The organism is Shewanella sp. GJ50-10 (assembly GCF_055808815.1).
The window spans coordinates 3,577,302-3,599,022 of record NZ_JBVVSS010000001.1 but is presented as its reverse complement, the minus strand read 5'-3'; the positions used below and the strand labels follow the sequence as shown (position 1 = coordinate 3,599,022).

The following is a 21,721-nucleotide window of genomic DNA, read 5'->3' as shown; positions in this document are numbered from 1 at the left end:
GGATCAATATCAGCGATATAAAGTAATTAGCTAATATAAAAAGTTATATAAATGTTATCGGTAACATGGTATAAATCAGCCTAAATAATCGCTTTGTTTAGTTCGCATTAGTCTGTTAGACGTAAAAAATGGGTAATAGATCCAATAAAAATTTGCGTCACACCGCCTAGTAGGGGAAAATATGCCCCACAATTGCCCGCTAGACCTCATATAACAAGCAGGAGAGAGCATGTCATCTCGTAAAGAACTCGCTAACGCAATCCGTGCATTAACCATGGATGCTGTTCAAAAAGCCAATTCTGGCCACCCAGGTGCACCAATGGGGATGGCTGACATCGCTGAAGTGCTATGGAATGACTTCCTTAAGCACAACCCAAACAACCCTGAATGGGTTGATCGTGACCGTTTTGTTTTATCAAATGGCCACGGTTCAATGCTTATTTACTCTTTACTGCATTTAACAGGTTATGCATTACCTATTGAAGAGTTGAAGAACTTCCGCCAGCTTCACTCAAAAACCCCTGGTCATCCTGAATATGGTTACACACCGGGTGTTGAAACAACCACTGGCCCGTTAGGCGCTGGTATCAGTAACGCTGTAGGTATGGCGATTGCTGAAAAAACCTTAGCTGCACAATTCAACCAACCTGGTCACGACATTGTTGATCACTTCACTTACTGTTTCTTAGGTGATGGTTGTTTGATGGAAGGTATCTCTCATGAAGCATGTTCATTAGCGGGTACGCTTGGTCTTGGTAAGCTTGTGGCTTTCTGGGATGACAATGGTATTTCTATTGATGGCCATGTTGAAGGTTGGTTTACAGACGATACGCCTAAGCGTTTCGAATCTTACGGCTGGCATGTCATTGCTAATGTAGATGGTCATGATAGCGATGCTATTCGCGCGGCAATCGAAGAAGCTAAGTCTGTAACAGACAAGCCAACAATGATTTGTTGTAAAACCACGATTGGTTTTGGTTCGCCAAACAAATCTGGTAGCCATGACTGTCATGGTGCACCGCTAGGTAACGATGAAATCGCTGCTGCACGTGAGTTCCTTGGCTGGGATCACGCTGCATTCGAAATTCCTGAAACCGTGTATGAAGGTTGGGATGCTAAAGAAGCTGGTGCTTCAAATGAAACAAGCTGGAATGAGAAGTTTGCGGCTTATACTGCTGCTTTCCCTGAACTTGCTGCAGAGTACAAACGTCGTGTTATTACTGGCGAACTTCCTGCTGAGTTTGAAGAGAAAGCCAATGCATTTATTCAAGAGTGCCAAGATAAAGCTGAAGGTATTGCAAGTCGTAAAGCTTCGCAAAATGCCATTGGTTTCTTCGGCGAAATGTTACCAGAGTTATTAGGTGGCAGTGCCGATTTAGCCGGTTCTAACTTAACGCTTTGGTCTGGTTCAAAAGGTATTCAAGACGATCCTGCTGGTAACTACATCTTCTACGGTGTACGTGAATTCGGCATGAGCGGTATTATGAATGGTGCCTCTTTACACGGTGGTTTCATTAACTACGGTGCAACTTTTATGATGTTCATGGAATATGCACGTAATGCTGTACGTATGTCTGCATTAATGGGCATTCAAAACGTATTCGTTTATACCCACGATTCAATTGGTCAAGGTGAAGATGGTCCTACTCACCAACCTGTAGAGCAACTTGCTAACTTGCGCATGACACCAAATATGACTGTATGGCGTCCATGTGATGCGGCTGAAACAGCAGTGTCTTGGAAGTCTGCCATTGAAAACCGTAACGCACCGACTTCACTTATCTTCAGTCGTCAAGGTCTTAAAGCCCAAGCACGTAGCGCTGAGCAATTAGCTAACGTCGCTAAAGGTGGTTATGTACTGTCTGATTGTGAAGGTACTGCTGATGTGATTCTTATCGCAACGGGTTCAGAAGTTCAACTTGCACTTGATTCTGCTGCAGCATTGACTGAAAAAGGTCAAAAAGTTCGCGTAGTATCTATGCCTTCTACTAACGTATTTGATAAGCAAGATGCTGCTTACAAAGAGTCAGTATTACCTGCCGCTGTAACTAAGCGTGTAGCGATTGAAGCTGCTCATGTAGATTACTGGTACAAGTATGTTGGCTTTAACGGCGCTGTTGTTGGTATGACTACCTTTGGTGAGTCTGCTCCAGGCGGCGACTTATTGAAGCACTTTGGCTTTACCGTTGAAAATGTGGTTAACACAGTAAACTCACTGGTTTAACCAAAATACAGTTCAATAATAAGGGTAAACTTTTACCCTTTAAGTCTGTATAATGACGGCCTGCAAACACTTGCAGGCCGTTTTTTTATCTGCTTTTTACTGAGTACTGTTAAGAGGAAGCTTAACCCTCAATGATCCGAGTCGCTATTAATGGTTATGGCCGTATAGGTCGTTCTATCCTCCGTGCACTATACGAGTCGGGTAAACGTCAAGAAATCCAGATCGTGGCAATCAATGAACTTGCCAAGCCTGCAGCCATCAGTCATCTCACTCAATATGATACGACTCATGGTCGTTTCCAAAATACAGTTAAGTTAAAAGACGAACAGCTCGTTATTGGCGATGATGTCATTCAGTTATTCCATCAACCTGATGCCAGTTTACTGCCTTGGTCTGAGCTCGATATTGATATCGTTTATGAATGCAGTGGTAGCTTAGGCGATCGGTCTGAATGTGAAGCGCATATTAAAGCTGGTGCTAAACAAGTCCTCATTAGTCATCCTTCTTCAGCAGATGTTGACGCCACGATTGTATTTGGTGTCAATGATGATTTACTTAAAGCAGGCCATACAGTGGTATCAAATGCATCATGCACTACCAACTGTATTGTGCCTGTCATCGATGTGCTAGATAATCATTTCGGTGTTAAAAGTGGTGCCATTACTACGATTCATTCGTCGATGAATGATCAACAAGTGATTGATGCATATCATGATGATTTACGTCGAACCCGCGCCGCTGGTCAGTCAATTATTCCAGTTGATACTAAGCTTGCTCGTGGTATCGAGCGAATTTTGCCACACATGAAAGATAAATTTGAAGCTATTTCAGTCCGAGTTCCGACCATTAATGTTACCGCAATAGACTTATCGGTAACCTTAAATGAACGAGTGGATATTGAAAAAATTAATAACGTTTTAGAGCATGCCGCAAGCGGATTATTCAATGCAGTGTTAGGCTATACTGATGCACCATTAGTGTCGTGTGATTTTAACCACGACCCACGTTCCAGTATTGTGGATGGTACCCAGACTCGGGTGAGTGACGGCCATTTGGTCAAGTTATTACTTTGGTGTGATAACGAATGGGGCTTTGCAAATCGAATGCTTGATACCAGTCTAGCAATGATCCTGGCAAAGAATACTGAACACTAATTTTATGCTATTGAGCGCTTTATCTAATTTAGGTAAAGCGCTCATTAGCAAAAGCAGTTTTGTTTTTAAATTAAAAGGAAAGTCTCAATGGCTATTATCAATATGAGTGAGTTAGATTTAACCAATAAGCGTGTGCTTATTCGTGAAGATCTAAACGTGCCTGTTAGTGAAGGTGTTGTTACTAGTGATGCACGCCTTAGAGCGTCATTGCCAACGATTAAGCTAGCGCTTGAAAAAGGTGCAGCAGTGATGGTGATGTCACATTTAGGTCGTCCAACTGAAGGCGAGTTTAATGCTGAGTTTTCAATGCAACCAGTGGTTAACTACTTAAATGAAGCACTTGATTGCTCAGTAACCTTAGCATCTGATTATCTTGACGGTGTTGATGCGAAAGTCGGTGAAGTCGTTGTATTTGAAAACGTACGCTTTAACGTCGGCGAAAAGAAAAATGATGAAGCATTAGCTAAAAAATTAGCAGCGCTTTGTGATGTTTACGTGATGGACGCTTTTGGTACGGCGCATCGCGCGCAAGCATCAACTCATGGCGTTGGAATGCACGCACCTGTGGCATGTGCTGGTCCATTATTAGCAGGTGAACTATCTGCACTGGGTAAAGCGTTAGATAACCCAGCACGCCCAATGGTGGCGATTGTTGGTGGTTCAAAAGTATCAACTAAGCTCACTGTACTTGAAAGCTTATCAACTAAAGTTGATCAACTTGTTGTTGGCGGCGGAATTGCAAACACGTTTGTAGCCGCAGCGGGTCATCAAGTCGGTAAGTCATTATTCGAAGCTGATTTAGTGGATGAAGCTAAACGTTTAGTGGCGAACGCCCAAAGTCGTGGCGGTGATATTCCTGTACCAACAGATGTGGTTGTCGCTGGTGAGTTTAGCCCAACAGCAGAAGCAACATTGAAATCTGTTAGTGAAGTATCTGACACCGATATGATTTTTGATATTGGCCCTGATAGTGCAGAAGCGTTAGCTAAAATCATTGAAGCAGCTGGCACCGTTGTGTGGAACGGTCCTGTTGGCGTATTTGAATTTGATCAATTCGGTGAAGGTACTAAACGTATTGCTCAAGCGATTGCCGACTCAAATGCATTCTCAATTGCAGGTGGTGGCGATACGTTAGCGGCTGTAGATAAGTATGATATCGCTGATAAGGTATCTTATATCTCTACTGGTGGTGGCGCTTTCCTTGAATTTCTTGAAGGCAAAGAGCTACCTGCAGTTGCTATGTTAGAAAAGCGTGGCGCGTAACTAGAAAAGATTTAAATGGTTAAGTTGAATATGCAGCATGACAGTTTATCAAAGAGTAAGCGTCATGCTGTCAACTTAACTGAGCAAGATTTCTATTTAGAAAAATATAATTATTAGAAAAAAACCGCCCATGTTTTTCAATGAATTGTTGGTTATCTCTACTAGGTAAACAACAATGCAGAGAAGATGCATAGGGTATAAAAATCAATCCAAAGCGATAGCGACCTAGGTGAGACATCACCCTATTTTTGGAGTAAAAAATGGCCTTAATATCTCTACGTCAAATGTTAGACCATGCTGCAGAACACAATTACGGTGTTCCAGCATTCAACGTAAACAACCTTGAGCAAATGCGTGCAATTATGCAAGCAGCTGAAGCGACTGACAGCCCTGTCATTGTTCAGGCTTCAGCGGGTGCTCGTAAGTATGCTCGTCCTCAGTTCCTTAAGTACTTGATGGCTGCTGCTCTTGAGCAATACCCAGATATTCCAGTATGTATTCACCAAGACCATGGTACTGATCCTGATATTTGTCAGCGTTCTATCCAGTTAGGTATGTCTTCAGTTATGATGGACGGTTCTTTGATGGCTGATGGTAAAACACCAGCATCATACGAATATAACGTTGATGTGACTCGTCGCACAGTGGCATTTGCACACGCTTGTGGTGTATCAGTTGAAGGTGAAATCGGTTGTTTAGGTAGCTTAGAAACAGGCGAAGCTGGCGAAGAAGATGGTATTGGCGCAGCTGGTATCCTAACAATGGATCAAATGCTAACAACACCAGAAGAAGCGGCACGTTTTGTAGCTGATACTCATGTTGATGCACTTGCAATTGCAATTGGTACTAGCCATGGCGCATACAAGTTTAGCCGTAAACCTACCGGTGACGTATTACGTATTGACCGTATAAAAGAGATCCACGCACGTATTCCCAACACTCACTTAGTGATGCACGGTTCTTCTTCAGTACCACAAGAGTGGTTAGAAGTGATTAACCAATACGGCGGCGAAATCCCTGAAACTTACGGTGTGCCGTTAGAAGAGATCGTTGAAGGTATTAAACACGGTGTTCGTAAAGTTAACATCGATACAGATTTACGTTTAGCATCAACAGGTGCAGTACGTAAGTTCCTTGCTGAAAACCCATCAGAATTTGATCCACGTAAATTCTTAAAGGCGTCAATGGAAGCGATGGCTGACATTTGTACGACTCGTTATGAAGCATTTGGTTGTGCTGGCATGGGCTCTAAAATTAAGCCTAAGTCGTTACAAGCAATGTACAAAGCTTACCAATCAGGTGAATTGAACCCACAAATCAACTAATAGTTGATGGGTAGTTACATGAAGTTTACTCACTTTTAAATACGTAACTAACTGATTAATAAAGCTTCAAAAAAACCAGCGACCTTCGCTGGTTTTTTAATGTCTAAACTTGAATGAAACAGCTTGTATCAAAGCGTTTTATAGCGCATTATCCCCGCCCTTTAAAATGGAATACCCCCAGACTCTATGGCGTAAATGATCAATGAACTGTCATTTATGCTTGTTATTCTTGTAATGGAATATGTTCACCTTTAACCGTTATTGAAGTGTCAAAATGCATGTAAAATCCAACCCGCCACTATCGCTATTTGCGCTAACTTGGCCATTATTTTTCGACTTCGCGCTGCACTTTCTAACTGCGGCTTTAAATACTTTAATGATTAGCCGCGTCTCTTATCAAGGCGTGGCAGCATTGTCTGTCGGCAATATGGTGTTCGAATTATCAATTACCTTATTCAGCTTTGTCAGTATTGGTGCCAGCGTGGTCATAACTCAATACTTAGGGGCTAAGAATAGAGCAACAGCAAGTGATGTAGTGTACTCATCCATTGGCTTTAATTTAATGGTGGGTGTTGCCGCTGCATTGGGTGTATTTATGGGGGCAGGGCTTATATTGCACCTGATGAACCTACCAGTAGATTTAATTCCTGACGCTAAACTGTATTTACAAATCGTGGGAATTTGTTTAATCCCAGAAGCCATGGCGATGTGCTTAGCTGCTGGTATGCGTGCTCATGGTTTTACCCAGCAAGCTATGTGGGTGACGCTGCTGATGAATGTAATAACCTTTGGCGGCAATTTATTACTGCTTTACGGATGGTTTGGTATTCCGCAAATGGGCGTTGCAGGTGTGGCAATAAGCACCGTCGCTGGCCGTTTAGTGGGTATGTCGTTAATGGCGTATTTATTTATTAAATATACCAAAATCCCACTTAAAATATCCGAAATTATTAAACCTAAAAAGCATCTGCTAGCCAAAGTATTTCATATTGGTTTGCCTGCGGCAGGTGAGAATATCTCTTGGATGCTGCAATTTATGGTAGTGACGGCTTTTGTCGGCTTGATGGGAGAGAAAGCACTGGCTGCTCAGGCTTTGTACTTTCAAATTTGCATGTTCATTTTACTGTTTGGTTTATCTATCGGGATCGGTAACGAAATCATGATTGGTCACATGATTGGGGCTAAACAGTATAAATCGGCAGAAACCCAAATGTATCGTGCTCTAAAAATTGGTTTAGTACTGACTACTGCAGTAGCTGCATTGGCAGCACTATTTGGTAAAAATTTAGTGGCCTTTTTCACTGATGACCAAGATATTCTGACTATGGTCGGGCAGTTGTTTTTATTAACCTTGTTTATGGAACCTGGTAGAACCTTTAACCTTATTGTGATTAATGCACTACGTGCCAGCGGTGATGCAAGGTTTCCCTTTATGGCAGGTATCCTCTCAATGTGGTGTATAGCGGTGCCTTTAGCCTATTTCTTCGGAATTTACCTTGATATGGGGCTAGTTGGTATTTGGTGCGCCCTTGCTATTGATGAGTGGACCCGTGGATTAATCATGTTGTGGCGTTGGCGTAGCGGTCGTTGGCAGTCAAAAAGCTTAGTACTGGCGTAAACACAGTATTTGCCTACATTAAGCATTAAAAAAGCAGTAGTTTTTTCATTTTTGATACCAAAGTGTTAGTATGCGGTTCAATTTCTGGGGTGAATTTAGATTATTTGTAAATAAAGGATTTAATGACATGAAAAAACTGCTACTTGCTGGAGCTGTAACGCTTGCCATGCCATTTGCTGCCAATGCTGGCGCTGACTTTGTAGAAGGCGATAAAACTTTTGCTGGTGAAGCCGAGTTAGGGGCAACATTAACAACAGGTAACACTGATACATCTTCTTTTAAAGCGCGCCTAGGGTTAAAGCAAGAACTTGGTAATTGGGAAAATGCTTATTTATTAGAAGCTCTATATAGCGAAGATACAGGAACTAATACAGCTGAAAGGTATTACGCTGGTGCTCAAGGTGATTATAATTTCAACGAAAAGCATTACATGTATATCACCGCAAACTATGAAGCTGATCCTTTTACCGGTTTTGACTACAAAGCCATTAGTTCTACGGGTTATGGTTATAAGTTTATTGATAATGAAAAAGTATTTTTGAGTGCTGAAATCGGTCCGGGCTATATATACAAACAACTAGACAATGAGCAATCAGCTCTCCTTGGTTACGATACAGAAGACAGTGTTGTTGCTCATGGAGCGATGAACTTCTCATATCAAATTACAGATAGTTCGACTTTCACTCAGCTTTTTGTAGCGGATTATGGTGATTTTCTTGAAGGGCGATCTGAATCGGCATTAACAGCTAACATCATTGGTGCACTAGCAATGAAGTTTGCCGTTATTGTGCGTTATAACAGTGACCCTTTAGAAGACTTTAAAAGCACTGATACAGAAACCAATATGACATTACTATACGCATTCTAATTTTTAGCGTTACTAGCGTACATTTTAAAGCCGAGCATGACTCGGCTTTTTTGTGCCTTTATGGTTATTTCAGCCCTTTAGTACGAACAAAAGTTAAACCTTATCAAGGTTTATATTATTTGTTACGAGTGTTACTAATGTTACATTTCTGCAGGTGGAACATTCGGATATTCAAGCTTGCATTTAAAGTTATGGTTAGATAGGTCAGTATGTTTGCTTGTTTTTTATTCTGCCAACATGCTGATATAACGGTTGCAAATGTTAAGCTTGTTAACACTTGTATCCTTTGGTTTAGGTTTATTAAAGATCTGGTTCGAAATTACGAGGTCTACTTCACGAAATTTAAGCTTGAAGGATTATCAGTTGTTTTGATCACAAATTACCTCATTTTGCTGGCGTATAATATTTTCTCATATTGACTATAGAGAAAATTAAGGCATGCAAATCGGTTGTTGTTGGTTTGATGATGAGCAAAAAGAGCTTATCAACCAATCCAATGCTACTAAGTGGCAACTCAATAATAATGAGTTCTGGGTGTTAAGCGTTCTAGCTAAGCATCGGGGCCATGTTGTGCCTATAGAATTGTTATCCTTTCCTGAAGATCTTGATGGGCATCAGCAAAAATTATCCTTAGAGGATATGGAGCAAATCGTTGAAAACTTCCAAGATTATTTTGGCAGTGAACATCGCGGTTTAGTTGAGTTAATTAATGAGCAAGGGGCGATTTTATATAATAAAGTTGCTGTTAACCATTCGAGTTTATTAGATACCCCAGTCAAGGTTATATCTAATGCACATTATATTCTTATTATTTTAATGACATTACTTGCTTCCTATTTTGTCTATTCTAATTTGAATGATCCTGACTATATTGTGCCCGATTTTAATGAACAGTTTCTAACTCAACAAGGAAATTTAGCTACTCTAAAAATGTATTCATCAGGTGAAATTAATCTTGATGAGCACTTTACTGAAAGAGCTCATTCGGCACTTAGAGAACTTAAAAATTGCCCTGTTATGCAATGGGACACTATTACAGCAACAACAGCCAGCGATCGCAAAACTGTGAGTATTGTGCTTAAAAAGAGAACCGCAGACGGCTGGAAATTTCACAATGTCAAGTTAATAAGAGGAGCTGTCGAGTACTCAGTGGTGAAGCCAGCTTGGTTAAAAGAGGTTAATATCTGTGCTGACTAGACTTGCTAAATTCTTACTCACTAAACTTGGTCGTGTGGTGTTTTTACTAACAAGCATTAGCATATTTTGTTTCACCATATTGCTGCTTGAATATTTTGCCGACTCTCGAAGTGTTTGGGCGTTTGATTGTAATAGCAATATGTATCAATTTAGAAATGAAAATAATGTTGTGGTGAATCATCAGCAAGAGCCACTTTATCTTTCATTAACGGTGCAAAATAAACAAATTCATTTGGACTACTACACTGCCGAAAAAGAATCTGAACGTGAGTTAGTTTCTTTAAAAGGGAAGCTGAAAGAGCTGGAGATTGGTAAGTTAATGTATCAATTGGATTTAAAGATTACAGAAGCAAAGTATCAACTTGAAGCTCCACAGTTACAAGATTATTTGGTTAATGAACTAAGCGAAACCAAAGACAAACTTGTACTAGGTAGCGATATTAGTGTCGCTTTACAAGTGTTGGAAATGGATGTTAAGAATGACTTTATATTGATTAAATTTAGTCCATACAACACGCTTTGGGCCTGCCGTTTACACGATTAATTCATATCTCTTTTCTCATTTTTAGTTAAATTCGCTATAGTAGCTATATTCTCCGTTATTGAGTCTACCTCAGTGGCAAAAATCAAAGTAAAACAAGAAGAAGCATTATCTATTAAGTTCAGCCACCAAATGGAGGTTGGGCATCAGCGTGCGCTGGATTTGTATTTTTATCTGCCTACGGAAATGGGTATCGGTGATAAAACTCTAGATGAAGAAGAGTATTATCATAGCGCGATAGTTGGCCGCCGCTCATATTATTCTAAAGGGTTGCACCTACCGCTAGTTCAAAATCGTTTTGTCAGTATCAATAAACGGACTAAAGAAGAGTTCCGTTTTTATCTAAACTTGTTTGCCTATCAATTTGCTGTTGCTATTGAAACTGATGCTAAAGAGCTAAGACAAATTACTGAGGCTGAAGAGTTTTATCCTGCTTTGGATGAGCTTGGAAAGTCGGTCACTCAATTACTAAAAAAGTTTCGTCGTAACGAGCCAAGCGAAGAGCGGTTACAGTCTTATTTTGCTAATGCTGACAATTACCTGTCTTGGTTCTGTGAGCAGCAGTTACTTAAAACTCTAGCGTATCGTCCACGCAATGCTGATTACAGTGATATTAAAGAGCAGATAGTTAATTTGTGTCGTGCTGAAAATCATTATCGCGAAGAAGAGAAAAAGTATAACTCTGCAGGCACTAAGCAAGACGCTAATCGTATTTCTAATAAGATGTTGCTACTGCGGCGTTTGATCCAACAGGGCGTGGTACTCAAAGAGGAACTGAAAACCCTTGGTATCGGCCTTAAAAAGTTTGTCACAGGCTTAGCGACAACCTTGGTGATGTTGGTGGTCTCGGCATTGATTATTAAAGCTCAGGGCGTCTTTAGCGGCTTAACCATGAGTTTAATTGTTACTTTAGCGATTATTTACGGCTTTAGGGAGATTTTTAAAGAAGACGTGCGTAATGCGCTATGGCGTTTTATTCAACGTGGCCGCCCTCGCTGGAGTCGTATTCTTCGAGATACCACCACCAAAACTGTGGTAGCAAAACAGCTTGTCTGGCTTGATTTTACACGTCCACAGGACATTCCTGCTGAAGTCGCTGAAATTATGAAACAGCGTCATAGCCAAAATAAGGTTGATGCAGAAGTATTGCATTATCGAATTGCCACTAAAGTCACTAACAAAGACTTTGAAGCGGGCTATTCGCAAATACAGGAACAAGTGAATTTCAGCTTAGTGCCTTTTGCGAGGCATCTAGAGCGGGGTAAGGCAAAAATATATAAAGAACAAGATGGTAAAGTCAGCAATGAATCAGTTGAACGGCGTTACCAAGTTAATTTAGTGGCAGTATTAAAGGATGGAAAAGGACCTTTAGAATACGCCCGCTATAAAGTGGTCATGAGCCGCTCAAATATTATTGAAATTACCCGTAGCAAGTTACCTGCTAACTTATTAGAAATGGGCGAATAAGCAATTAAACGATAAGCTCAGTTACAGGTTAAACTTTACGGGTAAAGGCTTGGCATATATTTTGGTCGCCGGTTTGTTTTGCACGCTTAAGTGCTACCTCTGCATTAGCTAAGTAATCTTCAAAGCTTTGCTGTTCAGGGTAGCCAGCAATACCAATATTAATCCCTTCATTTAAGTCATTTTGCTCTAATCTATCCATAGTGCTCATGGCATATTTATGTGCCTGAATAGAATCGCTCAGAGGTAGTAAAATGACTAATGAGCCCAAACGCCAATGAGCAATTTGGTACCCAGTGGGCAAATCAATGAGCAATTGGATCTCAATGTCTTTTTGACGTTTTTCGAGATGGTCGATATCGCTGATATGGCTGATTAATCCCTCAGGGTTAATGTCCATTATCATTAAACACGTTTGTTCACGATTAGGTTCTGTTAAGGTGCTAAAGTGAACTTCAAGCTCTGATAATGGCAAAACCATTGAACTTAAAGGAGACTGCTGAGAAGGCAACTGTTTTATCGATGTTTGCTGCTTTAAAACTTGCAGTGTTATTACTAAGTATTCGATATCACCATCAATGGAATGTTCGGCTTGAATACTTGCTTTAAGGCTATTAGCAAATCGTGTGCCCGTATTAGCAATAATTTGTCCTTTCCATTTGCCTTGTAAGCTTAAACGACTAGAAATATCGGCCCATTGCTGAGTCACCTCTTCACCGAGTAACTCAACAATACTAGCGTTGCTGTTGTCTTCTACATCTAACAGTTTTTTGAACTTATGGTTGAACTTGATGAGTTCACCATTTACGTCGGTCAAAGCGGTAGCAACGTCACTTTCTGAAAGTAATCGATAACTGTAAGCTTGCTGTTTTACTGCAGATAATTCAGTGATATTTTCAAAGGTGACGACCCAATAACTTTCGCTGGTTAAGTTTGTTTTACCGGGTTGGACGCATAAATTAATCGTGCAAGGCTGATCGTTAAAGCTAATGGTTTCAGTCCAACGCTTATTATCATTCATTGACTGAACTAACATTTGATAAGTGTGATCTTCTAATTGCAGTATGCGCTGTAATCTTCTCTCTAACAGTTCATCAATCTCTAAAGATAAGGTTTCAGCAGCCTTTTTATTTGCTTTAATAATTCGTCCGCTATTATTTACTAATAAACAGCTTTGGTGAACATTAAACAAGTTACTTGATAAATTGATGCTGTTAGCGTTTGCGGTTCTCTCAAGTTGAAAACGGTGGCGAGTGTATAATAAGCCTGTTGCGAGTAAGCCGATGAGTATTCCGAAAAAGATCAAGATATAACGCCATTGCTCAAATCTTGCGGCAATATCTTCATGGCGAATATATGAAAGCAAAAAGTACTCTCTAATGAGGGTATCGTGCGCAGCAAGTTCTAATTTAAGAAAAACAAATGTTCCAACATCATTATGATATTGGCCAAAATTGGTATTAGCCATTTGTTGCCATAGGCTTGGGTAACTTTGCTGTAAGCTATCGCCTAAGGTATTAGGCATTTTCTTGAGAGGATTTTGTTGTCCTTCACCTGAATAGAGCTTTCCTTGTTCCCCTAGTAATAGTAACGGTGTGTCGTGGTTAAAAAAGGCAGGCTTAATCGATTGCAGAACTTCAGTTATCGAATTGTAAGTCACTAAGTAGCCACGAATACTTTGATCTGGGTTTTCAATCCAAGCGAGTTGATAGACAAAAGGCACCAGTTTGCCATTAATCGGTACAAATTTTATTTGTGATGAAAAAACGTCATTTCCGCCCATGGTTTTGTCACCATTAAGGACGACATCTGGTAGTGACACGCTATCAAAAGCATCAGTGCTAGCAATGCGTTTATTACCTTGAGGGTCAAATAACGTTAACCCTAAAAGCTCAGGAATATGGTTCAGTAACCCATTCCAATTATTGACTAGTCTTTGTTTTTGCTCTTCAGAAGGTGTTTTTAAGTACTGATTCATTAACTCAGCTTTGGCGAAAGCTTGTGTGCGAAATTTTAAGAAGTTAACTTTATCTGAAGCTAGGGTGCCAACCGTTTGTAATTCACTGTAACGCTTATCTGCCCAATCTTCTTGCAGGCGACGTTCGCCTAGATTGAGTAGCATTGTGGTGAAAATAATGATGCTGATAACCATCACAGAGACTTGGCTTGCTAAAGCTAAGATCTGTTGACGACTCCAGTGGATATCTTGTGCTGAAATGAGTAGAAACTTTGAGACGTTTTTATTGGTTTGTCTTTTAAACATTCACTTACTTATATTAACAGTCCCGATAAAAGCAATGTTATCACGAAAGCTTTACTAGGTTGACCTTAGTAAAGCTTTTTTAACTAAATTTTTACCATACATGTTTCAGGTTAACCCACAATATCGAGTTCACGTTGTTTAAACTCAGCTCCTCTTTGCTCGACAATCTTGCGGCATTGATCAATATCAACTTGATCTAACCCATTAATTGCAGAGACTTGTACTTGGGAGATATATTTAGGGGCTAACTCGATAAAATCTAGCAGTGCTTCATAAGCCCCTTTTAGCTTTGGTCTGCAATGTTGGATATACAGGGCTTCGGTATCTGCATTAAGTGAAATAGATAAACTATCTATACAAGATGCCAGTTCTGGCAGGATATTACGGCGATGAAATAAATTACCTAAACCATCGGTATTTAGCCGTGTTTTACCGCCTTGCGTTTTGATATGAGTTGCAACGGTCAATAGTGTTTCTAAGTTAAGTGTAGGCTCGCCATAACCGCAAAAAACATATTCATCAAATTCTGCAATATTACCCAGTAACGGGATAATATCAGTCGGTTTTACTTGCTTATCAAGCGACAATTCATATTGATGTACTTGTTTAGAGCCGTTGTGTTTAGGGCAGAATTGGCATCGTAATGTGCAGCGACCAGTGATGTTAAGGTAACGGCTTTGGCGGATATCATAAACCAAGGTCGATTCCAGATGCGCCTCTGGCAGAGTGGCTTCAGTAGTATTAATAATGCCTTTCGAGTTGAGCTCATTCGTCATAATAGCGCCTAGTTAAAGCCTAGTTAAAGCCTAGTTTCGATATCAGAATTGTAGCGCCAATTGGATGTGATAACTGTTTTATAACTCGCATAAATGACTTTGAAATAAGTTTAAAGTTAGGGTGAGTCATGATTGATATATATGAAAAAGGAGCAGCGATTGCTGCTCCTTTTAAATGTGTGTCGCTTTGACTTCTTATCAGTTAAAACTAATTATAAGCTTCATCATCGTCGTTTTTAGGTTGCCACCACCAGTTAAATAACCTGCGTAAAAAGCGTTTTACATCATCTAAAATAATGTATAGCACAGGTACTAAAATCAGTGTCACTACTGTTGAGAACAAAATACCGAATGCCAAAGATGTGGCCATTGGAATGACAATTTTGGCCTGTAGACTTTTTTCTAGCAATATCGGTACTAAACCAACAAAGGTCGTCATTGAGGTTAAAATGATTGCTCTGAAACGGTAGCAACCAGAATTAATCGCAGACTCCAAAATTGAATGGCCTTCTTTGCGGGCTCGGTTTACAAAGTCGACTAAAATCAATGAGTCATTTACTACAACCCCCGCTAGTGCCACGATGCCGCACAGACTCAATACACTCATTGATAACCCAAGAATATAGTGGCCGAACAGCGCGCCAATCATGCCGAATGGGATCACTGACATGATGATCATGGGCTGAGTATAAGATTTAAGCGGTATAGCCATTAATGCGTAAATGGTAAACATGGCAAAGAAGAAACCTTGCAGCAAGCCTAACATTGCATCTTGTTCATCCTGACTTCCGCCATCTAAAGAAGCGTTCACTTCTTTGTAAGTGTCAGTAAGCTCAGGTAAAAAATCTTGTTGAATTTCGTTTACCACTTTTGATGGCTCAACAGTATTCTTGTTGACGTTTGCCGAGATGGTAATCGCGCGGCGACCATCAACACGTGTTATCGATGCAAAAGATTCACCCAACTCAATATCAGCCACTGTTGAGAAGGGAACTGCAACGCCTTGAGGTGTGCGAATTAGCATGTTTTCAAGGTGGCCTATGGTGCGGCGCTGTTCAAGTGGGTAACGTACCATCACTTTCACTTCTTCTTTATTACGAAGAATACGCTGAGCTTCATAGCCGTAAAAACCATATCGAACCTGGCGCGCTAAATCTGATAATGTCAGTCCTTGCGCTTCAGCCTCTGGGCGGATATTGAGGCGAATCTCTTGGCTGCCAGATGAGAAATTATCTGACACATCGTAAACTCCTTCATAGGAAGCGAGCTTCTTTTTAAGATCTTTTGAGGCTTCAGAGAGTTGGCTTAAGTTACTTGAGGTTAATCTAAAGGAGATATCACCACCGGTATCATTAGTACTGGCAGCGATGTTGAGTTTTTTAACCGACAATAACTCAGGTAGCTGTTTACGCCATTCTTCTGCAATCGTCACCCCGTCTATCTCACGATCTTCGCCCTTTGACAGTTCGGCAAAAATGAACGCAGAACTTCTTGAACTCATATTGATAAAGCTATGTTTCACCACGTCTGAGCCAATTTCATTCGCAAACTTATCATTCATGGCATACAAGGCTTCTTCAACTTTTTGTACCACATCTAAGGTGTTGAGTTCAGAGCTACCTTCTTCCATTTCAAGCTGAACTTGAATGAAGTCTGAGGGGATATCAGGGAAGAATACCCAGCGCACTTTTCCGCTAGCAACTAATGCTAACGACAAGATTAATACCCCAATGAATATGGCCACAACGCTGTAGCGAATTTCAATGCATTTACCCAAAAAAGTGCGGTATTGATTATGAATAAAGTATTGCAATTTCTCATTGAGCCTCACTTTAAATTTCGAAAAAATATTGGTTGGCGGGCGCTTTTTCTTCACTTTCATGTGAGCTAAATGCGCAGGCAAAATTAACTTTGACTCAATGAGCGAGAAAGCTAATGCGAGGATAACGACCATGCCGATAGACTTCCAAATGATCCCCATTGGTCCTGAAACCATGATCATCGGTATAAATGCTGCAATGGTTGTTAGTACCCCAAAGGTTGCAGGCATGGCAACTTTTTGTACGCCAGTAATTACGTTAGTGAGTGATTGGCCATTCTTTTCAATTTCACTATAGGCACTCTCACCTATGACAATGGCGTCGTCCACCACTATCCCCAGCACTAGAATAAAGGCGAACAGGGTTAGCATATTGATTGATAAGTTAAATGGCTCCATTGGCATCAGTAATATGGTGCCAAGGAAACACACTGGTAATCCCACCATCACCCAAAACGCTAATTTAAGATCTAGGAATAGAGCAAGAATAATAAACACCAATAAAGCCCCGTAAAACATGTTCGACAACATCATGTTTAAACGACCTTCGAGGTAGTGAGTTAAGTCGCCCCAAGTATCAAGCTGGATATTGGCGGGTAAAGTGGTTTTACGCTCAGCAATATAGGCTTTGACTTGTTCTGAAATATTGAGCGCATTTTGATCGTCAATACTGGTGATTTCGATAATTGCCGCAGGTTTACCATTAAAGCGGGTGTACTCTAATCTTTCTTCAAAATCATCTTTAATGGTGGCCACTTCAGGTAGCATTATGCGACTACCGTCAGGGCGAGTTGTGACTACAATGCGAGAAAAGTCTTCCCCTGTATAAGCCTGACCTTTGGTGCGCAGTAAGATGTCGCCATCTTGGGCGCGAATTGAGCCACCAGGTAAATCTATCGATGAGTTTTGTACGGCTTGGGCTACTTGAGAAAAGGTTAGGTCGTACTCACGTAATTTATCTTCAGAAAGCTCAATACCAATTTCGTAGTCTCGTACTCCAGTGACTTGCGCACGAGTAACAGCGGGTAAGTCGGTAATGTCATCACGAATGGTCTTAGCCATTTCTTTCATTTCATGGAGGCTTAAATCGCCATAAACAGACACCCAAATAACATTGTTCTCAGGTTTTATCTGAAAAATATTGGGTTTTTCAATGTTATCAGGGAAAGTAGAAATGGCATCGATACGCAGCTTAGCTTCATCTAATACTTGCTGAACTTCGTAACCATCTTCAACTTCAATCGTGACGGAACCAACGCCATCACTGGCTACAGAAGTGACTTTTTTAATGCCATTAATATCTTGAATCGACTCTTCGATTTTAATATTAATCCCTTCCTCAATCTCTTGAGGCGCTGCGCCTGGGTAGGCAACTGAAATATTGAGTAAGTTAAGCTCAAAAGTAGGGAAGACTTCTTTATTGATTAATAATGAGCTAAATAAACCGCCGATTAGCAGCGCAAACATGAGTAAATTTGCCGCGACATTATTACGGGCAAACCAAGCAATTATGCCTTTATTATTGTCCATTACTGCTCACCTGCTAGCGAAATTTGTTCAGCGCTATCAGGCTCTGACTCAATTTCAGCCTCTTGTTGCTCGCCTAGCAGTTTCACTTTTTGGCCTGACACCATGTTGTTAATATCGGTAATTGAAATGCGCTCACCGGTTTTTAAGCTGTCTTTGATGAATACATTTTCAATATCGGTGCGCACGATATTCACTTTACGTATCTCAATGGTATTGTCGGCGGTGATGATTGCGACTTGATCTTGGCGTACGACATAGCGAGGGAGTTTAACAATCCCGTCTACCGTTCGGCCTTTAATTATTGCCGTGACAAAGCTGCCGTATTTAAGTGGTAATTCACCTTCTTGGCGTTGATTGCGCAGGTACGGGTCTTTCACTTCCGCAACCAAGTACACCATGCGGTTTTGCTCATCAATGACATTTTCACTTCTGACAATATTGCCGTTCCAAGTAAATGATTTACCGGCAAGGGAAGCGCTTAAGATGACAGAGGTATCTGGGTTGTCCACAGACTCTAAATAGGCGAGGTCATTATTGGTTAGCGGTAAGCGAACTTCTGCGATACTAATATCGTATAGCTCGCCTAAGTTAGTCCCTAATGACACGTACTGACCTAAATCGACATTACGGGCTTTGATAATCCCATCGAATGGAGCGCGAATGACTGTGCGTTCTAGATTTCGCTGAGCTCTAGCTAATGCGGCTTTTGCATATTTTACATTAGCTTGTTCTTTCTTTAACTGAGGAATACGTAAACCTAGCTCTGGCGGTAAACCATTATCAAAATCTTTAAATTCAATCTTAGCGACTTCGCCACGGGCTATTTCTTCGTTGAGTGCGGCATTAGCTTGGGCAAGTGTTGCTTCAGCCTGAATAAAGTCTGCTTGATAATCAGAAGGTTCAATTTGAGCCAAAGCTTGCCCTTGCTGAACGATTCCGCCCGCAACAAAACTAGGGTCTAAGCTAACCAATCTACCTTGTACTTCGGTCACCAATTGAGTTTTATACTTCGGGCTAACCACACCGTAAGAAGGAAGGTTTAAGGAAACTGTTTGCTGCTCCACTGTTAGCACATCGACAATGGCGATTTTTTCTTGTTCTTCTTTTTGCTCAGGTGCTTGCTGGGTACTGACAAGTAAGCCTGCCAGTGCAATAAACACGATAAGAATAAGGAAAGGAGAGAGGATTCTTAAAATTCTTTTCATTGATATACGTATCCATACTAAAACAACAATGTTAACTCTAAAGGGTGGCTCTGCTGAAATTCAGCTCAAACTTAGTTTTCTTATTAAAATATTAACAACTTAGAGCACTATAGGCTCTAAATTAACAGACAACCAATTGAAGCAAAAGCGTTAGTTGTAAAATAAATGTTTCAGGAAATTTATTTTTTTACTTGAGTAGTTGATTACGCTACAAATTCGAATTTAGACCATAAAAAAGCCCTGAACTGTGTTTACAATTCAGGGCTTTATTAAAATGTTTATCAAGAAATATTATTTCTTCTTTTTGTTCTTCTTAGATTTCTTGGCAGCAATCTTGTTTTTGTCTTTTTTCTTACCCGGTACCTTCGCTTCTTTGTGCGTAGGTCTTAAGCCATCGATATAACGACGCTTCAAAGGCTGTTCAATGTAGCGCTCAATCTTACTGACGATACGCATATCATGAGCTTCAACTAATGAGATTGCAGTCCCTTTGGCGCCAGCACGTGCAGTACGACCAATACGATGGACATAAGCATCAGCTGAGCGTGGCATGTCATAGTTAATGACATGGGTAATGCCGTCAATATCGATACCACGTGCAGCAACATCAGTTGCGAGCAAAATGTTCACTTCACCTTTACTGAACTTACTTAAAGCTTGGAAACGTTTCTTTTGCTCCATGTCGCCACGTAAGAAAGCGCAAGGAATACCAGCTTTCAGTAATAAGCCTTCAAGGCTAGCAACCACTTCACGAGTTTTAACGAAAACAATGGTGCGTTTAACCGATTCTTGCTGAAGGATGTTGCACAGCAATGCAAATTTATGTGCATTATTATCAGCTAAGTGAGCCCATTGGTGGATTTTAGCTTTTTCGCTGCGTGGAGATTCAACATCAATCGTAACAGGATCTTCTAACAATACGTGAGCAAAACGGGCAACACCGCTACCTTCTAAGGTGGCAGAGAAAAGCATGTTTTGTTTACGGCCTTGAGCTTCAATCGCAATAGTTTCAACAACTGATGAAAAGCCCATATCTAGCATGCGGTCAGCTTCATCAATAATCAGCATTTCGACTTCAGTCGCTTCAAATTGACCTTTATCTAGGTATTCCATTAAACGACCTGGTGTGGCGATTAATAGATCGATATTTTCTTCAAGTTGTTCTTCCTGCGGCCCGTAAGGCACACCACCTGTGATGATCCCAACATCTAGTTCAAGATCTGTGGCTAAATGACAAGCATAACGATGGATTTGACTGGCAAGTTCACGAGTCGGTGTCAGAATTAATATTCTGGCTTGACCGTTAAAGCGGCGTGGGAAGTCAATCAAGTGTTGTAAAGCGGGTAGCAAGAAGCTAGCAGTTTTACCGGTACCTGTAGGCGCTTTAGCTAAAATGTCCCGTTGTTCCATAGCCATTGGCAATGTTTGTTGTTGAACGGTAGTCGGGCTTAAATGTCCCATGGCCTTTAGAGAATCTAATAGGCGTGGATCTAGGTCAAAATCTTCAAATAGCATGCGCTTTGGGTCTCACTGATTGATAGCCGGACATTATAACCTAAGTTGTTAATCTCAGCGAGAGACTAATCAGTTAAAAGCAGATTAAACCCTAAAGTTTCAAATAAAACTCACGGCAAAGCTGGCTCATGGCCTCCGTATACTGACCTTTACCATTGGCGATAATTAAATTTGAATCTTGCGGCGCTAATTTTTCATCTGAGCAAGGTTGGTGTTTAAGGGCTAACAGCAGCCTATTTGGTGTTTTTGTTTCAACACTGCAAATGGTGGTTCTATTTGATATCCCCAATTGAGTCAGCGTCAGGGCTTTTAAAAAACCTACTTCACTTTGTACCGGAATAATCAGGCTTGCTGCGCCGTCTAAAGATAGTAATTGCTGGATATGAGTAAGCAGTGTTTCAAAGCTCAGACTATCAGTATGTCTTGCTGTTGCACGTTGCTTAGCATCAGATTGTGGACCATTTTCAAAGTAAGGAGGGTTACAAATAATGGCATCAAATAATGCAGAATCAGAGCGTGCAATTTCATCAGCAAATTGCTGAATACTCTGGTGCTGAACTTTCAACTGTGAATTCCATGGGCTTTGCTCAAAGTTGAAATGGCAGTCTTGGGCTGCACCCTCATCGAGTTCAACGGCAATGACATCAGCGTCAAGGTTATTGATTCGCTGGGCTGCCATTAATGACAGTAAACCACTGCCCGCACCAATATCGAGAATACGATAGCGACGACTAGGTTTATTTCCATCAGTCGTTATAGGCAGTTTTGCCCAAGCGCCTAATATAACGCCGTCAGTACTGACAGGCATGCCGCAATGGCTATCATCAATGTGGAACTGCTTAAAGGTAAATGGCATGGTTTTATTCTGATATTGACTATGGTGCTTTAGAGGACACATGGTAACTGCTTTTAGTTTATTCCCCAAAATAATTAGCGTTGCGTAGATGTTGCTAAATGCG

At 40.8% G+C, this 21,721-nt stretch carries 15 protein-coding genes; 9 read left to right on the top strand and 6 right to left on the bottom strand.

Annotation, left to right across the window (positions count from 1 at the left end; all coding sequences use genetic code 11):
* The first annotated feature begins 229 nt into the window (after window positions 1–229).
* The 9 genes from tkt (at window position 230) to AC0L4E_RS15130 (ending at window position 11,657) form a co-directional block, all read left to right on the top strand.
* Entirely contained in the window at window positions 230–2,224 is a 1,995-nt protein-coding gene (gene tkt / locus AC0L4E_RS15170; protein WP_473679875.1) for a transketolase, read from the top strand.
* A 131-nt stretch (window positions 2,225–2,355) separates the two neighbouring features.
* Window positions 2,356–3,378 carry an erythrose-4-phosphate dehydrogenase gene (epd, locus tag AC0L4E_RS15165; protein ID WP_473679874.1) on the top strand — a complete coding sequence of 341 codons (1,023 nt, stop codon included), beginning with the start codon at window positions 2,356–2,358 and terminating at the stop codon, window positions 3,376–3,378.
* 87 nt (window positions 3,379–3,465) lie between these two features.
* Window positions 3,466–4,641: a phosphoglycerate kinase gene (locus AC0L4E_RS15160; protein ID WP_473679873.1), complete on the top strand. Its 1,176-nt coding sequence runs from the start codon at window positions 3,466–3,468 to the stop codon at window positions 4,639–4,641.
* Window positions 4,642–4,901: 260 nt separating this feature from the next.
* Window positions 4,902–5,966 carry a class II fructose-bisphosphate aldolase gene (fba, locus tag AC0L4E_RS15155; protein WP_220753927.1) on the top strand — a complete coding sequence of 355 codons (1,065 nt, stop codon included), beginning with the start codon at window positions 4,902–4,904 and terminating at the stop codon, window positions 5,964–5,966.
* Window positions 5,967–6,240: 274 nt separating this feature from the next.
* On the top strand, window positions 6,241–7,584 hold the full coding sequence (locus AC0L4E_RS15150) for an MATE family efflux transporter (RefSeq protein WP_473679872.1): 1,344 nt from the start codon (window positions 6,241–6,243) through the stop codon (window positions 7,582–7,584).
* A gap of 127 nt (window positions 7,585–7,711) precedes the next feature.
* Window positions 7,712–8,452, top strand: coding sequence for a DUF481 domain-containing protein (locus tag AC0L4E_RS15145; RefSeq protein WP_473679871.1), 741 nt, complete (start codon window positions 7,712–7,714; stop codon window positions 8,450–8,452).
* 438 nt (window positions 8,453–8,890) lie between these two features.
* The gene (locus AC0L4E_RS15140) at window positions 8,891–9,649 is read left to right on the top strand and encodes a hypothetical protein (RefSeq protein ID WP_473679870.1); all 759 of its coding nucleotides are present in this window, start codon (window positions 8,891–8,893) and stop codon (window positions 9,647–9,649) included.
* The gene (locus tag AC0L4E_RS15135; protein WP_473679869.1) at window positions 9,639–10,193 is read left to right on the top strand and encodes a hypothetical protein; all 555 of its coding nucleotides are present in this window, start codon (window positions 9,639–9,641) and stop codon (window positions 10,191–10,193) included. Before AC0L4E_RS15140 ends, AC0L4E_RS15135 begins: the two co-directional genes overlap by 11 nt.
* Window positions 10,194–10,265: 72 nt before the next feature.
* Entirely contained in the window at window positions 10,266–11,657 is a 1,392-nt protein-coding gene (locus tag AC0L4E_RS15130) for a hypothetical protein (RefSeq protein WP_473679868.1), read from the top strand.
* A 28-nt stretch (window positions 11,658–11,685) separates the two neighbouring features.
* On the opposite strand, the gene AC0L4E_RS15125 is transcribed toward AC0L4E_RS15130, so the two are convergent.
* The 6 genes from AC0L4E_RS15125 to AC0L4E_RS15100 all read right to left on the bottom strand — a co-directional run bounded on the left by AC0L4E_RS15125 (window position 11,686) and on the right by AC0L4E_RS15100 (window position 21,618).
* On the bottom strand, window positions 11,686–13,917 hold the full coding sequence (locus tag AC0L4E_RS15125) for a PAS domain-containing protein (RefSeq protein WP_473679867.1): 2,232 nt from the start codon (window positions 13,915–13,917) through the stop codon (window positions 11,686–11,688).
* A gap of 110 nt (window positions 13,918–14,027) precedes the next feature.
* Window positions 14,028–14,693, bottom strand: coding sequence for a TatD family nuclease-associated radical SAM protein (locus AC0L4E_RS15120; protein WP_473679866.1), 666 nt, complete (start codon window positions 14,691–14,693; stop codon window positions 14,028–14,030).
* Window positions 14,694–14,901: 208 nt separating this feature from the next.
* Entirely contained in the window at window positions 14,902–18,042 is a 3,141-nt protein-coding gene (locus AC0L4E_RS15115) for an efflux RND transporter permease subunit (protein ID WP_473679865.1), read from the bottom strand.
* Window positions 18,042–19,247, bottom strand: a complete 1,206-nt coding sequence (locus AC0L4E_RS15110; protein ID WP_473679864.1) for an efflux RND transporter periplasmic adaptor subunit — start codon at window positions 19,245–19,247, stop codon at window positions 18,042–18,044. Before AC0L4E_RS15110 ends, AC0L4E_RS15115 begins: the two co-directional genes overlap by 1 nt.
* 291 nt (window positions 19,248–19,538) lie before the next feature.
* Window positions 19,539–20,762: an ATP-dependent RNA helicase SrmB gene (srmB, locus tag AC0L4E_RS15105; RefSeq protein WP_220753940.1), complete on the bottom strand. Its 1,224-nt coding sequence runs from the start codon at window positions 20,760–20,762 to the stop codon at window positions 19,539–19,541.
* Window positions 20,763–20,853: 91 nt separating this feature from the next.
* Window positions 20,854–21,618 (bottom strand): tRNA1(Val) (adenine(37)-N6)-methyltransferase, encoded by a 765-nt coding sequence (locus tag AC0L4E_RS15100; RefSeq protein ID WP_473681686.1) that lies wholly within the window; start codon window positions 21,616–21,618, stop codon window positions 20,854–20,856.
* Between the last annotated feature and the right edge of the window lie 103 nt (window positions 21,619–21,721).

Coding starts and splice junctions, on each gene's coding strand:
- tkt (WP_473679875.1), top strand. CDS start 230: ATGTCATCTCGTAAAGAACTCGCTAACGCAATCCGTGCATTAACCATG.
- epd (WP_473679874.1), top strand. CDS start 2,356: ATGATCCGAGTCGCTATTAATGGTTATGGCCGTATAGGTCGTTCTATC.
- AC0L4E_RS15160 (WP_473679873.1), top strand. CDS start 3,466: ATGGCTATTATCAATATGAGTGAGTTAGATTTAACCAATAAGCGTGTG.
- fba (WP_220753927.1), top strand. CDS start 4,902: ATGGCCTTAATATCTCTACGTCAAATGTTAGACCATGCTGCAGAACAC.
- AC0L4E_RS15150 (WP_473679872.1), top strand. CDS start 6,241: ATGCATGTAAAATCCAACCCGCCACTATCGCTATTTGCGCTAACTTGG.
- AC0L4E_RS15145 (WP_473679871.1), top strand. CDS start 7,712: ATGAAAAAACTGCTACTTGCTGGAGCTGTAACGCTTGCCATGCCATTT.
- AC0L4E_RS15140 (WP_473679870.1), top strand. CDS start 8,891: ATGCAAATCGGTTGTTGTTGGTTTGATGATGAGCAAAAAGAGCTTATC.
- AC0L4E_RS15125 (WP_473679867.1), bottom strand. CDS start 13,917: ATGTTTAAAAGACAAACCAATAAAAACGTCTCAAAGTTTCTACTCATT.
- AC0L4E_RS15120 (WP_473679866.1), bottom strand. CDS start 14,693: ATGACGAATGAGCTCAACTCGAAAGGCATTATTAATACTACTGAAGCC.
- AC0L4E_RS15115 (WP_473679865.1), bottom strand. CDS start 18,042: ATGGACAATAATAAAGGCATAATTGCTTGGTTTGCCCGTAATAATGTC.
- AC0L4E_RS15110 (WP_473679864.1), bottom strand. CDS start 19,247: ATGAAAAGAATTTTAAGAATCCTCTCTCCTTTCCTTATTCTTATCGTG.
- srmB (WP_220753940.1), bottom strand. CDS start 20,762: ATGCTATTTGAAGATTTTGACCTAGATCCACGCCTATTAGATTCTCTA.
- AC0L4E_RS15100 (WP_473681686.1), bottom strand. CDS start 21,618: ATGCCATTTACCTTTAAGCAGTTCCACATTGATGATAGCCATTGCGGC.